The 14,860-nt window shown below is 62.5% G+C and carries 13 protein-coding genes; 9 read left to right on the top strand and 4 right to left on the bottom strand.

What is annotated here, in order from left to right; translation table 11 throughout:
- Positions 1-123: 123 nt before the first annotated feature.
- The 5 genes from S4A8_RS09465 (at position 124) to clpA (ending at position 4,769) form a co-directional block, all read left to right on the top strand.
- Positions 124-657: a YceD family protein gene (locus tag S4A8_RS09465; RefSeq protein WP_353219946.1), complete on the top strand. Its 534-nt coding sequence runs from the start codon at positions 124-126 to the stop codon at positions 655-657.
- A gap of 34 nt (positions 658-691) precedes the next feature.
- A complete protein-coding gene (gene rpmF / locus S4A8_RS09460; RefSeq protein ID WP_353180036.1) occupies positions 692-877 on the top strand; it encodes a 50S ribosomal protein L32 in 186 nt (61 codons plus the stop codon).
- A gap of 44 nt (positions 878-921) precedes the next feature.
- Positions 922-1,932 carry a phosphate acyltransferase PlsX gene (plsX, locus tag S4A8_RS09455; protein ID WP_353180037.1) on the top strand — a complete coding sequence of 337 codons (1,011 nt, stop codon included), beginning with the start codon at positions 922-924 and terminating at the stop codon, positions 1,930-1,932.
- A gap of 181 nt (positions 1,933-2,113) precedes the next feature.
- Positions 2,114-2,446: an ATP-dependent Clp protease adapter ClpS gene (gene clpS / locus S4A8_RS09450; protein ID WP_353219945.1), complete on the top strand. Its 333-nt coding sequence runs from the start codon at positions 2,114-2,116 to the stop codon at positions 2,444-2,446.
- A 61-nt stretch (positions 2,447-2,507) separates the two neighbouring features.
- Positions 2,508-4,769, top strand: coding sequence for an ATP-dependent Clp protease ATP-binding subunit ClpA (gene clpA / locus S4A8_RS09445; RefSeq protein ID WP_353219944.1), 2,262 nt, complete (start codon positions 2,508-2,510; stop codon positions 4,767-4,769).
- Positions 4,770-5,243: 474 nt separating this feature from the next.
- On the opposite strand, the gene S4A8_RS09440 is transcribed toward clpA, so the two are convergent.
- The 4 genes from S4A8_RS09440 to S4A8_RS09425 form a co-directional block, all read right to left on the bottom strand.
- Positions 5,244-8,342 carry an error-prone DNA polymerase gene (locus tag S4A8_RS09440; protein WP_353219943.1) on the bottom strand — a complete coding sequence of 1,033 codons (3,099 nt, stop codon included), beginning with the start codon at positions 8,340-8,342 and terminating at the stop codon, positions 5,244-5,246.
- Positions 8,339-9,769 carry a Y-family DNA polymerase gene (locus tag S4A8_RS09435; protein WP_353219942.1) on the bottom strand — a complete coding sequence of 477 codons (1,431 nt, stop codon included), beginning with the start codon at positions 9,767-9,769 and terminating at the stop codon, positions 8,339-8,341. The genes S4A8_RS09440 and S4A8_RS09435 overlap by 4 nt, the downstream gene beginning before the upstream one ends.
- A complete protein-coding gene (gene imuA / locus S4A8_RS09430; RefSeq protein WP_353219941.1) occupies positions 9,729-10,520 on the bottom strand; it encodes a translesion DNA synthesis-associated protein ImuA in 792 nt (263 codons plus the stop codon). Before imuA ends, S4A8_RS09435 begins: the two co-directional genes overlap by 41 nt.
- 585 nt (positions 10,521-11,105) lie before the next feature.
- The gene (locus S4A8_RS09425) at positions 11,106-11,531 is read right to left on the bottom strand and encodes an META domain-containing protein (RefSeq protein WP_353219940.1); all 426 of its coding nucleotides are present in this window, start codon (positions 11,529-11,531) and stop codon (positions 11,106-11,108) included.
- 121 nt (positions 11,532-11,652) lie between these two features.
- Between S4A8_RS09425 and S4A8_RS09420 the strand changes: the two genes are divergently transcribed.
- The 4 genes from S4A8_RS09420 to S4A8_RS09405 all read left to right on the top strand — a co-directional run bounded on the left by S4A8_RS09420 (position 11,653) and on the right by S4A8_RS09405 (position 14,820).
- Positions 11,653-13,026, top strand: a complete 1,374-nt coding sequence (locus S4A8_RS09420; protein WP_353219939.1) for an MATE family efflux transporter — start codon at positions 11,653-11,655, stop codon at positions 13,024-13,026.
- Between the two features lie 196 nt (positions 13,027-13,222).
- Positions 13,223-13,513 carry a hypothetical protein gene (locus S4A8_RS09415; RefSeq protein WP_353219938.1) on the top strand — a complete coding sequence of 97 codons (291 nt, stop codon included), beginning with the start codon at positions 13,223-13,225 and terminating at the stop codon, positions 13,511-13,513.
- A 152-nt stretch (positions 13,514-13,665) separates the two neighbouring features.
- Positions 13,666-14,007 carry a hypothetical protein gene (locus S4A8_RS09410; RefSeq protein ID WP_353219937.1) on the top strand — a complete coding sequence of 114 codons (342 nt, stop codon included), beginning with the start codon at positions 13,666-13,668 and terminating at the stop codon, positions 14,005-14,007.
- An 84-nt stretch (positions 14,008-14,091) separates the two neighbouring features.
- On the top strand, positions 14,092-14,820 hold the full coding sequence (locus S4A8_RS09405) for a hypothetical protein (protein WP_353219936.1): 729 nt from the start codon (positions 14,092-14,094) through the stop codon (positions 14,818-14,820).
- Positions 14,821-14,860 lie beyond the last annotated feature (40 nt).

Here is a 14,860-nt window from a genome sequence, read left to right as displayed (position 1 = left end):
TCGGCGAAGCGCGAAGGATAAACGATCGACACGGCTTCACGCTTTACTCTGACGAGCGCCAACGGGCGTGCGGGCGCCGAAATGCTTTGACTTGGCGGCCCTTCGCCCCTATTATCGCGCGCCATGAACACGCCCCGAGCGCTGGTATCACGCGTCGATTACCGTCGACTTGCCACACAGCAGGGGCGTATCGAAGGTTGTCTCGATCTGGTTCGTCTGGATCGGGTCGCGGCCGAGACGATCGATGCCGGCAGCGAGCCGGTGGTGGTCGAGCTCGTGTTTCGGGAGGATGCGCAAAGACGTGTCCATGTCGAGGGCGATATCAGCACGACGCTGCGGCTGGAATGCCAGCGTTGTCTGAATGCTTTCGATCAGCCGATGAACGTGGACGTGGCCGGCGTGGTGGTCGGCGACGATAGCGCTGCTGCAAACGTGCCGCGCGAATACGAACCGGTGCTGGCCGATGGCGATATGCTGGATGTGCATGCGCTGGTGGCCGACGAGCTGCTGTTGGCGCTGCCGAGCGTAGCCCGCTGTAGCCGGCCGGAATGCACGGCGCAGTATGTCGATCACGACATGCCGCGCAGTGACGAACAAGACGATGAACGACGCAACAATCCGTTCGCGGTGCTGAGTCAGCTCAAACGCGACGATTGACGATTTTCGACAACGCTGGAAGACATAGAACGCCATGGCCGTCCAAAAGAACCGCAAATCCCGTTCGAAGCGCGATAAACGTCGCAACACGCACGCCAGCATGAACCCGCCGACGCTGTCGATCGACCAGACGACGGGCGAGACGCATCTGCGTCATCACGTCACGCGCGATGGTTTCTATCGTGGTCGCCGGGTCGTCAATACCGGCGACGACATTTAAAGATCGAATGATGTCCGGGGCTTGATCGCCCCGGATTTCGACTGATGACGCGTATCGCAGTCGACGCCATGAGCGGCGACCACGGCGCCCCTGTGGCCGTGGACGCTGCCGTGGCGAGCTTGCATGCCCACCCCGATCTGGAAATCGTTCTGGTCGGGGATACCGAGATGCTCAATCGCCAGATTGCGCGTCAGAAGAATGCCGACTTCGGCAGTCGTCTGGCCGTGCGTCATGCCGGCGAAGTGGTGGGCATGTCGGAGTCGCCTGCGCGCTCTCTGCGCCAGAAAAAAGACTCCTCCATGCGCGTGGCCATCAATCTGGTCCAGGCCGGCGACGCGCAGGCCTGCGTATCTGCCGGCAATACCGGCGCGTTGATGGCGACCGCCCGTTTCGTGCTCAAGACACTGGCTGGCATCGACCGGCCGGCGATCGTGTCGCCGATTCCTTCGCGGCGCGGGCATACATTGATGCTCGATCTGGGCGCGAACGCCGAATCCACGCCCGAACAGCTTTTTCAGTTCGCGGTAATGGGCGCGGTGCTTGCCGAGGCGGTGCACGGCGTGGAAGAACCGCGCGTGGGGCTGCTCAATATCGGTGCCGAGGAAATCAAGGGTAATACCCAGATTCAGCAGGCCGGCAAGCTACTCGGCGACAGCGAGCTCAACTATATCGGCTTCGTCGAAGGCGACGATATCTATATCGGCGATGTCGACGTGGTGGTCTGCGACGGCTTCGTGGGTAATGTCGCCCTCAAGACCAGCGAAGGGCTGGGCAAGCTCATCGCCCAGTTCCTGCGCGAGGAATTCTCGCGCAATGCACTCACCCGCAGCGCGGCATTCTTTGCCATGCCGGTGCTCAAGGCGTTTCGGCGCCGCGTCGATCCGCGCCAGTACAACGGCGCCACCTTCATCGGCCTGCAGGGGACGGTCATCAAGTCGCACGGCGATGCCGATGCGGTGGCCTTTGCCAGCGCGATTAATGTCGCACGCGTGGAAGTCGAACAGCAGGTTCCGGAGCGTATCCGCACGCTGCTCGCCCACAACCTCGGCGAATAAGTCCTGAATTTATCGACCGTCGCTGGCGCGCAGGCCGCGCCGGCATGGTCCGTGTGCGAATCGATTGCGTGTGATCGATTGATTTGCTGCCCCCGTATCCTTATATCCTGCGTATAGAAAATGGATCCGATGCCGATCAAGTCTCTAGAGGGACGCGCCGGCAAGCCGAGGTAGGGGCCCAATGAGTCAGTCCGACAAACCCAAGCCGACGGTGGAAGACGAAGGCGAGGCCGTTGTCGAAACCAGTCGGCCCAAAACCAAGCAGCCGCCGCTGTACAAGGTGGTCATGCACAACGACGATTTCACGCCGATGGAATTCGTCGTTGAAGTCTTGATGACGTTTTTCAGTCTCAACCGCGAGCAATCGGTACAGATCATGCTGACCGTTCATACGCGGGGCAAGGCGGTGGCTGGTACGTTTACGGCTCAGATAGCCGAGACCAAGGTGGCGATGGTCAACGATCACGCACGCGCCCACCAGCACCCGCTGTTGTGTACTATGGAAAAAGCCTGATTTTCGAACCACTCACAGGACACGATCAGGCCTCAATCGAACCAAGGTTCGGGGACGCAAAATGCTGAGCCAGGAACTTCAAACCGCTCTGGACGCTGCCTTCATGGTGGCGCGACGCCAGCACCACGAAATGCTGACCGTCGAACATCTGCTGATGTCGCTGCTGGACAACCCGGCGGTGGCCGAGGTGCTGGAAGCGGTCAGCGCGGATATTTCGCGCCTGGAACGCGAACTGAAAAGCTATATCGATACCCACGTGCCGGTCGTGCCCGCCGGCGAAGATCACGAAGTCCAGCCCACGCTGGGTTTTCAGCGCGTGCTTCAGCGTGCGGTCTATCACGTGCAGTCGTCGGGCAAGAAAGAGGTGACCGCGGTCAATGTGCTGATCGCGATCTTCTCCGAACAGGAATCCCATGCCGTCTATTTGCTCAATGAGCAGGATGTGACCCGGCTGGACGTGGTCAATTACGTCTCCCATGGCGTGTCGAAATCCGGTAGCGAAGGCGAGCAGGCCGGCCCGAGCACGGAAAAGGCCGCCGAAGAAGGCGGCGAAGCCGGCAAATCCCCGCTCGAACAGTATGCGACCAATCTCAATCGCAAGGCGGCCGAAGGCGATGTCGACCCGCTGATCGGTCGCGATCACGAAATCGAACGCGTGGTCCAGACGCTGTGCCGGCGGCGCAAGAACAATCCGTTGCTGGTCGGCGAAGCCGGCGTGGGCAAGACCGCGATTGCGGAAGGCCTGGCGCGCATGATCGTCGATGGCGAAGTGCCCGACGTACTGGGCAAGAGCGTGATCTATGCGCTCGATCTGGGCGCATTGATCGCCGGCACCAAATACCGCGGCGATTTCGAAAAGCGCCTCAAGGGCGTGCTCGCCGAACTGGAAAAACAGGATGGCGCGGTACTGTTCATCGACGAGATTCACACCATCATCGGGGCGGGCGCGGCCTCGGGCGGCGTGATGGACGCCTCGAATCTGCTCAAGCCGAAACTGGCATCCGGCGAGTTGCGCTGCATGGGCGCGACCACCTACCAGGAATTCCGCGGCGTGTTCGAAAAGGATCGTGCGCTTGCGCGCCGCTTCCAGAAGATCGACGTGCCCGAGCCGAGCGTGGCCGATACCGTGCAGATTCTGCGTGGACTCAAGAATCGCTTCGAGGAACACCATCAGGTGCGCTATACCCAGCCGGCGCTGGAAGCTGCGGCCGAACTGTCGGCACGCCATATCAATGATCGGCATCTGCCGGACAAGGCCATCGACGTAATCGACGAAGCCGGTGCCCGGCTACGCCTGCGGCCCTCGGGCAAGAAGCGCAAGACCGTCCAGGTGCGCGATATCGAGGATATGGTCTCGCGGATCGCCCGGATTCCGTCCAAGACCGTGTCGCGCGATGATCGCGATGTGCTCAAGACGCTCGAACGCGATCTCAAGCTCGTGATCTTCGGCCAGGACGAAGCGGTCACCTCGCTTGCCAGTGCGATCAAGATGTCGCGCTCGGGGCTGGATAACCGCGACAAGCCGATCGGTTCGTTCCTGTTTGCCGGCCCGACCGGCGTGGGCAAGACCGAGGTCACCCGTCAGCTGGCCCTGCATCTGGGCGTGGAGCTGGTGCGCTTCGACATGTCCGAATACATGGAACGCCATACCGTGTCGCGTCTGATCGGCGCGCCGCCGGGCTATGTCGGCTATGACCAGGGCGGTCTGCTCACCGAGGCGGTCAACAAGCAGCCGCATTCAGTGGTGCTGCTCGACGAAATCGAGAAAGCCCATCCGGATATCTTCAACCTGTTGCTGCAGGTGATGGATCACGGCAAGCTTACCGACAACAACGGACGCGAGGCGGATTTCCGCAACGTGATTCTGGTAATGACGACCAACGCGGGCGCCGAGGCCATGGCCAGCCGCGGCATCGGGTTCAATCCGAGCGACAGCAGCTCGGACGGCATGGAAGCGATCCGCCGTGGCTTTACACCCGAGTTTCGCAACCGGCTGGACTCGATCATCCAGTTCCAGCCGTTACAGGGCGAAGTCATCGAGCGGGTGGTCGACAAGTTCATCCTCCAGCTCGAGGCCCAGCTCGAAGCACGCGGCGTCGGCCTGACGGTCGAAGCCGAGGCACGGAGCTGGCTGGCCGAGCGCGGCTACGATGTGAAAATGGGCGCACGGCCAATGGCCCGCGTCATCCAGGATCACATCAAGAAGCCGTTGGCCGAAGAGCTGCTGTTCGGCCGGTTGGCCAACGGCGGCCAGGTCGTGGTTCGCGTCAACGACGATGCGATCGAACTCGATATCTCGTCGCGGGAAACGGCCGAGGCCTGATTCCAGCGCGCGAACGAACCTTAATAAAGTGTTGTAAGGCCCGGTTCTACCGGGCCTTTTTTGTTTTTATAGTATGGGCGATCGCTCGGGAAGAGCATACTTGTCCGCGAATGAACGCGAATTAACGCAGATAAGTTGGTTAAGAGGGCATTGACTTGACTGTTTCGGCGCGCTTCTCAAGGCGATACTTATCGCCGTATGTAGCGGTTCATCTTTCCAAATTCGCGTTTATTGGCGTTCATTTGAGGACTGATTCGACTTGATATGCGCTCGCGACCCGCTGCCAGAACCAATGATGGTAATCCGGTTGTTCGGCTTAGGATAAATAGATATTACAGTCGCTTAGGATCCGATCATGATGTGTCGCTTCATGTAGAAGCGTTTTCCCATTCCATGAATGACCGTGATCCATAAAGACAATGCTTGCGTTTTAAGCTATAAAAATTGCCAAATACATTCAATAAGGCAATGGTTTCAATGGAAATCGCGGGATCGCGTGGTGAGTTTTCCGAGCCGGGCGCTGTCGTCGACGATATGCCGGGCCACGCAATGGGTCACCGGGCCCTGGCGCTGCATGATGCCGTTGACGCGTAGCAACCGGGCACTGGTGACGGCCACGCGATAGCGGGCCAGCAGATCGCGATGTACGACCACGTTCACGCAGCCGGTTTCGTCTTCGAGGGTGACGAAAGTCGTGCCCTTGGCGCTGCCGGGACGCTGGCGAATGGTGACCAGACCGGCGACATGGGCGGGTCGGCTGTCGGCCAGGTCGTTGAAATCGCGGGCCGTCAGCACGCCCTGACGGGTCAGCGCGGCACGCAACAACGCCAGTGGATGACGACGCAGGGTCAGGGCCGTACTGGCATAGTCGGCCACGATTTCGTGGCCTTCTTGGGGTTCGGGCAGTACGACGTCGGGTTCGCTGGGTTCGATGCCGGCAAACAGATCGCCATGGGCACGGGTGCCTGCGATTTGCCATTGCGCCTGATGACGATGGCCGGCCAGCGCGCGTAGCGCATCGGCACGGGCCAGGGCGTCGCGCGCGCGACGATCCAGGTTGGCGCGCTCCACCAGATCCGGAACCTGGCTGAACGCGCGTGCCTGACGTGCGGCCACGATTCGTGCGCCGGCCTCGGGGGACAAACCCTTGACCAGGCGTAGGCCGAGCCGTAGTGCAATACGGCCCGTGGGCTCGTTTTCGAGCGTGCAATCCCAGTTCGAGTGACAGACATCGACCGCACGTACGTCCACACCGTGGCGTTTGAGGTCGGCCACGATCTGGGCCGGGGCATAGAAGCCCATGGGCTGGCTGTTGATCAACGCGGCCGCAAAGGCCGCGGGATAGTGGCATTTGATATACGACGATACGTAGACCAGCAGGGCAAAACTCACGGCATGGGATTCGGGAAAACCATAGCTGCCGAAGCCTTTGATCTGTTCGAAGATGCGATCGGCGAATTCCTCGGCATAGCCGTTGGCGCGCATGCCGCTTTTCAAGCGTTCGCGCCAGGGTTCGAGCCCGCCTTTTCTCTTCCAGGCAGCCATCGAGCGCCGCAGGCCGTCGGCTTCGCCGGCACTGAAATCGGCCGCGACCATGGCGATCTTCATCACCTGTTCCTGGAAGATCGGTACGCCGTGGGTGCGTTCGAGCACGCTGCGCAAGGCTTCGCTGGGGTAGTGAATCTCGTCGGGTTTTTTCTCGCGATTGAGCAGATAGGGATGAACCATGCCGCCCTGGATGGGGCCCGGGCGTACGATCGCGACCTCGACCACGAGATCGAAAAACCGTTGCGGACGCAGCCGCGGCAGCATGGTCATCTGCGCACGGGATTCGATCTGGAATACGCCGATGGTGTCGGCCGCCGAGATCATGTCGTAGGTGGGCTTGTCCTTGCCGGGGATGGTGGCCATGGTCAACCGGCGGCCGTAATGGCGTTCGATGAAGGCGAAGCAACGGCGCAGACAACTGAGCATACCGAGCGCGAGCACGTCGATTTTCATCAGTCCGACCGCTTCCAGATCGTCCTTGTCCCACTGGATGATGGTGCGATCGGGCATGGCCGCTTTTTCGACCGGTACCAGTTGTTCCAGCGGTACGTCGGAGAGCACGAAACCGCCAACATGCTGAGATAGATGACGCGGAAAGCCGATGAGCGTATCCACCAGTATCAGGATGCGTTCCAGATCGTGGTTGTCGATATCCATACCGCGTTCGTCGAGCTGGGCGGCCAGGCTGCCGTCGTCGCTGCGCCGTGACAGCGCGCCGGCGAGGGTATCGATTTGGTCGACGCTCAGACCCATGGCGCGGCCGACATCGCGCATGGCGCTGCGCGGCCGGTAATGGATGACGGTGGCCGCAAGCGCGGCCCGCTGGCGGCCGTATTTGCGATAGATGTACTGGATGATCTCTTCGCGGCGTTCGTGCTCGAAGTCGACATCGATATCCGGTGGTTCGTTGCGTTCGTGCGAGATGAAGCGCTCGAAGAGCATGTCGTGGCGCAGCGGGTCCACTTCGGTGATGCCCAGACAGAAACACACCACCGAATTGGCGGCTGAACCGCGCCCCTGGCAGAGAATGCCGCGTCGGTTGGCCTCTTCGACGATGTCGTGCACGGTCAGAAAATAATGCGGATAGTTCTTTTGCTCGATCAGCGCGAGTTCGTGCGCGATCTGTTTGCGTATGGCGGTATTCGGGCCTTCGGGCCAGCGTCTGCGACAGCCTTTATCCACGAGCGCGCGCAGATGATCGAGTGCGGTCCGGCCCTGGGGCACCACTTCGGATGGATAGTCGTAGCGGATCTCGCGCAGGGAAAAACGGCAATCGGCGGCGATACGCAATGTCGCAGCCAGCGTGTGTTCGGGATAGAGCGCGGCCAGCGTCGAGCGCGGGCGCAGATAGCGTTCGCCGTTGGCGAACAGGGCCTGGCCGGCGTTGTGTACGGTTGTGCCCAGGCGCAGGGCGGTAAATACATCCTGTAGCGCCCGCCGGGCACGCCGGTGCATATGCACATCGCCGACCGCGACCAGCGCCAGTCCGTAGTGAGCCCGCAATTCATCGAGACGCCGGTAGTGGGAGCGATCGCCGGCGCGCCGGTGCAGGGCCAGGGCAATATGCGTTTTGCGCGGGTAGGTGGTAGCCAGCCAGCCCAGCAGCGCATGCAGCGCAGGTGTGGGCGAACAGTCGTAATCGGGCAATACGAGTATCCGGCAGTCGGAGAGCGTAGCCGCCTGCAGATCGGCCAGACCGATACGGTAATGGCCCTTGGCCACGCGCTGGCGGGCATCGGTGATCAGGCGACACAGGCGTGTATAACCGTTGCGATTGCGTACCAGCAGGATCACGGTCACGCCCTCGTCGAGGGTGAAACGGCTGCCCAGAATCAGATCGATGCCACAGGCTTCGGCGCTTTGCAGGGCGCGTACCGCGCCGGCCAGGCTGCATTCATCGGTGAGCGCAATCGCCTGGTAACCGAGTTCGGCGGCATGGACGACCAGTTCCTCGGGCGTGGAGGCGCCGCGCTGGAACGAAAACGCACTCACGCAACACAGCTCGGCATAGCCGAGCGCGCTCATCCGAACAGCCCGTGCAGGTAATAAACGGGGGCATCGCCGTGCTGGGCATGGGCGAGATCGCGATAAACCCAGAGCAGGCGCCCCTGGCCATCGCGGGCGCGAAAATAATCGCGCCGGATACTGTGCTGCCACCAGCCGGTTTCGATACGTTCCGGGCCGGCGATCAGGGTTAGATCGGCCGGGGCGCGTTCGGGCGCGTCGAGCAGCCACATCGGGCGTGGGGCCGTGGTCGGCGTATGGGCCGGCGCCGGTCGGTCGTGGCGCGCGCTGGCCTGTTCGGGGCGATGATCGTCTAGCGCATGCAGCCAGCCGACCGCGTCGTGACCCAGCCGCGCCCGCAACCGATCGAGCACAGCCGGCCATTGTTCGATGCCGGCGGCGTCGGTATCGCGCCAGAGGCTGTTCTGGTCGTATTCGAAACGCCGCAGCCGGTCGCTGGCGACCGCGATTTCGAGCACCGGCGCGGCCAACGTGACCCGAGCCAGGCGTTCGTTGGCCACGCGCTCGAGATGGGCGGCGTCACGCGCGGGGGCGGCCAGACGTAGCAGCAGGCGCGTGGGCGGCAGATCGTCGTGAATGAGCTTGAGTTGCAGGGTCTGGATCGTGGCATCCGCGCCCTGCAGAAAGGCAGCCAGTTCGGCGAATACACGCCGCAGCACGAAGACCAGCCCCTGGGTGGTTTCGACCGCGCCGGTGAGTTCGTGGCGCGTACCGTAACGCTGCGGCAGGGTATAGAAATCCAGACCATGCGGGCGGCGCCCGCGTAGACATTCCAGCGCTTCCAGCGTGGGCTTGCCATAGCGACGCACCAGTGTGGATGGCGGCAGGGCCAGCAGTTCGCCGGCCTGGCGCAGCCCGCTGGCCTTGAGCGATAGCGTGGTCTGGCCATCAAGATCCAGACAGGCCAGCGGCAGCCCGGCCAGACCTTGTTTGCGATGTTCCTGTGATGGCGCCCGCGCGAAGGCCAGGGCGGCATGCGGGCTGTCGCCCACGCCCAGGGTATAGCGATAGCCCATGCGATCGAGATCGGCACGCACGCGTTCGAGCAGGCATCGGCGCCCGCCGAACAGACGCAGGCTGGCGCCAATTTCGAATACCACCCGCGCGCATTCGATCCGCTCGCTGGCCCGGGCAATATGCACCTGACTGCTGTAATGCCAGGCCCAGCCGCCCAGGCGTTCGAGCGCGGCGACTTCGCCGGCGATATGGCGTGTCAGCACACGCGCATCGGGCAGGCGCATACGTGCATCGGCCAGCAGCATGCCGCGCTGAATGCCCTGTTCGAGCGCTGCCGTGCCGGCGGCCACGACATGGCGTTTGCCGCGCTGTTCAGCCACCACCAGCGTCGGGCTTGTGCCCGGCTGGCCATCGGTGGCCTCGGCGCGGCTATCGAGCGCCCAGTGGGGGAAACGAAGCGCGAGCCACATGGCGTCCATGCTCGGGGTCGGGAATATCGTTGTCGGCCGCGGCACGCAGCGCTGCCAGATCGGCGTGCGTGTCGGCGAATCGCCATACGGTTTCGCTATCGGGTTGCAGGCCGGTCAGACGCGCGCCCGCCGGGCCACGGCATTTGAGTATCTCGATACGCTGGCCGTCGCGCCCGGCAGTAATTGCCAGACGCAGGGCCGCCGGCGAGCGTTCGGCCGCTGCCCGGATCGGGCGATAGACAAAAACCGGGCAGACTGCTTTTTCGGCGGCCAGCTGCAGACGGCGCAGGGCCGTGGTATCGAAACGATCGCCCCAGACGACGAAGCCGGTAAAAGCATGGGCATGGGCCATCTGTTCCACACACCAGACTTTTTCGCTCTCATCGCGACAGCGCACGAGGGGCAGGCGTGCACAGTCGATACCGGCCTGGGCCAGTGCGGGGGCATGCAGCGTGGCCGGCGGGGCGATGAAGGCGAGCTGACGTTTGGGTTGTTCGGCCATGCGGCGGGCCAGGGCCTGTAACAGCAGACTCAGTTCACCCAGCCCGGCGTTCTGACATAGCAGTTCGGTGACCGCGCCGATCGGGTAACCGCTGCCAGGCAGTTGCGCATCGAGTGCCGGCCAGCCGGTCGACAGCGCTGGCAGTTCGGCCTGGCGTGTGGCGCGGTGAACGCCAAAACGCTGCCAGTAGGCTTCATGTTCGGCCAGGCGCTGGGCGCGTGGGTCGGTCGAGGTGTGTTGTGTGTTCATAACTGTATTTATATACAGTTAATGCCGTGATGACTACCCCTGCCGAATGCCCGGATCGGCAATCCCGCCTACACACAGGCATTTCGCCGTGGCACAAGAAATCGGTATGTCGCCCAATGCCCACGTGGATGCGCCCACCCGGCGATGCCGAGGGTGGCTGTACAGCGAGCAGGTTGTCCGTAAATAAACGCGAAGACACGCGAACAGGGCGAAAGACAGATTGCTCGAAGGCGGGGTAGCCTGCTTTTTAAGCCGCCTACTCAACGGTTTATATAACCAAGCACTGCCTTGTATTCGCGGCTATTGGTATGGGGTCGCGGACCGTTTTCCTTGTTTTGAAGACACAAACCGCAGATGGCGCAGTGTGTGGAACAGGCGACGCCGCGCCGGGTCGACGACCCAAAGACCCACGCTGATTCGTCATGCAATCGAGCAGGCAGCCCGGTCTGCCAATGAATGCGAACAAGCGTCCACAAGGCTGAAGGCCACGCGCTCGAAACGCGCGTGGGCTGCTGTTCACGCCGTATGCGGCACTGCGTGCCTAACAACAGATCCGTTAGGCAGCCCTTGCCCTGGCAGCCTGCGCTATCGTGTGCCGTCGCGGGTCAGCGTGGCCAGGGTATGGCCCTGGGCATCGATCAGCACCAGGGTATCGCCGTGGATTTCGGCGTGCTGGGTGCGTTCGAGGGCGTGCGTGAAGGCGTTTTCCATATCCATGCGCTGGTCGCAGTAGCGTCGGGTGCTGGCCAGCGAATCGAAGCGCAGGGTGTCGTCGCTGCCGCTGTAGCGGCCATTGACCCGATTGCAGCCGGTAAAACCCTCGAGCCGCTGGTTGGCGTGCATCAACAGATAGGGCGTACGCGCCATGTCCTGGGTATCAACGGGTTGCCCGTCGAGTTGGGCAAGCTGCCACTTCGTATCGGCCAGTTGCACGAAGGTCGGTGTGCCCGCGCAGCCGGTGAGCACGGTGACGATGAGCAAACCCAGAACATGAAAACGGATAGCGCGCATAGAACCTCGTGATGCAGTGGTAGTGCACCTGGGTATTGTACGTTCGCCCGGACGCGCCCGCATCGCGACATTGTGGCATGGCGTAGAATTGCGCGGCATTCTCGCACCCGCGGATTCTTTGGTGAGCGATCTTTCTTCTACTCGCGCCAGCAGTGGCGCGCTGCGCCGCCAGCTGTTCGCCCAGACCTGGCCGATGGCGATCGGCGTGATGTCGCTGCTGGGCTTTCAGCTGGTCGACTCGGCTTTCGTCGCGCGTCTGGGCACGGTGGCGCTGGCGGCGCAGTCGTTTACGTTTCCGATCACGTTTTTGATGATTGGTGTTCAGGTCGGTCTGGGCATCGCTATCGCTGCGCTCATTTCACGGGCGATCGGGGCCGGCGAGCACGAGCGCGCCCGCCGTCTGGGCAGCCTGGTGGTGCTGGGCGGGGCGACGGTCATCGGTATTCTGGCGATCGCGCTCTGGCTGTTTCATGTACCGATTTTCCGGCAGCTCGGCGCTGAAGGCGAAGCGCTCGAACACATCGGTCATTACTGGCCGGTGCAGCTACTGGCCAACTGGTTCTCCGCGCTGCTGTATTTCGGCTATACGCTGTTTCGCGCGCATAACAATACCCGCCTGCCGGGGCTGTTGATGGTGACCACCAGCGGGCTGAACCTGGTGTTCGATCCATTGCTGATCTTCGGTATCGGTGGCTGGGGCGGGCTGGGCCTGCCGGGCGCGGCCTGGGCTACGGCCGCTGCGTTTGCGATCGGGCTGTTGTTGCTGGGCTGGCGTTTGTCACGACAGAACTGGCTCAGCGCCACCGATCTGGCGGGTGAGACACGCCGCTCCATTGGCCCGTTTTCGGTCATCGCGGGCCCGGCCATGCTCAGCCAGCTCATGCCGGCGCTATCGGCGATGGCGGCGACCGCGCTGATCGCCTCACTGGGTGAGCAGGCGGTGGCCGCCTGGGGGCTGGCCAGTCGGCTGGAAACCGTATCGCTGATGCTGGTGCTGGGCCTGACCATGTCGCTGCCGCCCTGGCTGGGGCATTGCTACGGCGCTGGCAACTGGCCGCGTATTCGGGCGTTGATGTCGATCGCTTTCCAGACGGTGATCGTCTGGCAACTGGTGCTGGGCAGCGTCATGGCCCTGGCCGCGCCCTGGGTCGCCGGCGCCTTGTCCAGCGACGCGGTGGTGCGCGATGCGCTGACCTGGCTGATTCGCCTCATGCTGCCCAGTTATGCCCTGCTGGGGCTGTGCATGCTGGTGGTTTCCGCATCCAACGCGCTCGGCTGGCCGCTGCGCGCGATGATGATTTCGTTCGCCCGCCTGTTCGTGTGCTATCTGCCCTGTATTGCGCTGGGGGTGTGGCTCGGCGGGCAAATGCCCTATGTCGGGCTGGGTGCGGCGCTGGGTAACGCCTTGGCTGGCAGCATGGCCTGGCTGGTGTTCAGACAAAGCATGCAGGGCATGCCCCAGCAAGTACGCACAATCCCGGCACAACCCTCATAGACAGTGGCGATGGGCCTATAGGCCGCTGCGATTGAAATGCCCAAAAATGCCGTGAAAAGCGCTTGGAAAGCGCCGAAATATCGACAATCGGGTGCGATCGGAAAAATGTTGCACTGCAGCGATTGAAAACGGGGCAAGTGCGTCAATCGTCTTTCTCAACAGATTTCGTTTTGTCATTCATCCTTGAGGAAGACCCATGTCCAAGAACCGTCGTAACCAACGTCGTAACGCCTTCGTTGCCGGTTTGCTCACGCTGGCCGGTTTCGCCGTGCCCGCGGCAGCCGCCGAGCAGCCACGCCCGCCTCAGGACAACATCACGCCGATGTCGGCCTCGCAAAATGCGATTTTGCGTCACGGCGAAGCCGATAACGAGTCCCAGGCAAGCGCTACGGCCTCGCAGCAAAGTGTGCCGGCCAGTCGCAGCCAGATCGAAGTGCTTGATCTCAACCATGTCCACCACCCGCGCGTGACGCTGGCAAGTCAGTAGTCACTAGGTTGTGTAGAGATGCCCTGGCCATGCGCCAGCGATACGATTCAAGCCCGGCCACGGCCGGGCTTTTTCGTGCGGGTATAAAACGCTTGAAGCCGTCGATTGATTGCGCGACATTTGCTAGGGCATTAAAAAATCAAGGAGGAGAGATGTCGAACTCGATTCATGGGCTGGCCCGTGCCAGCGTAGGCCTGGCTCTGATGAGCGCTGCCCTGGTGCTGCCGGCGTTCGCTGCCGAGCAGGGCACGGCCGACGACACAACCATGCCGGCCACCGAACATCAGGCCGATAGCGTACGCAGCCTGCCAAAGGACGCCGCGGGAACGCGTACCGGCGAGCAGGTGCCGCAGGCGGGTGGCATGCCGGCTACCAAGGCGCAAAAGGAAGAGCTCAAGGAAAACGACGCTATGTCGCACGACAAGGCCATGCAAGCGGATACGCAAGACGGTGCGACCGATAGCGATACGTCCGAAGGCGCGACCGATCAGTAGTCGCTGTCTATAATCGGCGTTTTCATGCCCGGCTTTCGGCCGGGCTTTTTGTTGAACATTCGCACAATCCCGTTTTATCGCCCGATGAGCGCGCCTGCCAGACACAATCCCGAACCGCACGATCGCCCGGGCGTGCTGGCGCGGCGCCATGCCACGCGCCTGCGTCACTACTGGCGCAGTCACGGCTGGGCCTGCCACGACAATATCGATCTCGATCTGCTGCGCTGGGGGCTGATCGAAGAAGCCGCCTACAGCACGCAGGCGAGCTGTTTTCTGGTCACCGATGCCGGGCGTGCGGCACTGGGCGATACGGTCGTGCGCAACCGCAGGGCACGCAGCCACCATGCACAGGTCGTCGACGGCGTCGCCCGCCATCTGGCCGGGCTCGGGCGGCTCGTATTCACGGAATTGTCGGTCCATACCGCCGAGACGGATACCGACAGCACGCGCTGGGCACCCTGCAAGCCGGACGTATTTTCGCTCACCCGTAGCCTGCGCCCCGATCATCTCGCGCCGCAGGTGCATGAAATCAAGGTTCACCGCAGCGATCTGCTCGGCGAACTGCGTTCGGCCAAGATCGCGCGCTATCGCGAACTGGCTGCCGAGGTGTATTTCGTCATCGCCGAAGGCATTGCCACGGCCGCAGAAATACCCTGTGAATACGGCGTGGTGGTCTGGCGCGAGGCGGGCGGTTTTACGCTCGAGCGTGCCGCGCATCGCCACGACTACCGGCTGGAAACCCGCCACTGGATGGCCATGGCGAGAGCGCGCCCCTTCATCGCCGATGACGACACAGTCCAGCTGTCGTTCTGATCAGCCGATGATTCGATCGATGACGATAGAACCCGTCGCA

The organism is Salinisphaera sp. S4-8, assembly GCF_040361235.1.
Classification (GTDB): Bacteria; Pseudomonadota; Gammaproteobacteria; order Nevskiales; family Salinisphaeraceae; genus Salinisphaera.
Note: the sequence above shows the minus strand (reverse complement) of the source record. Positions and strands in the feature narration are given on the sequence as shown.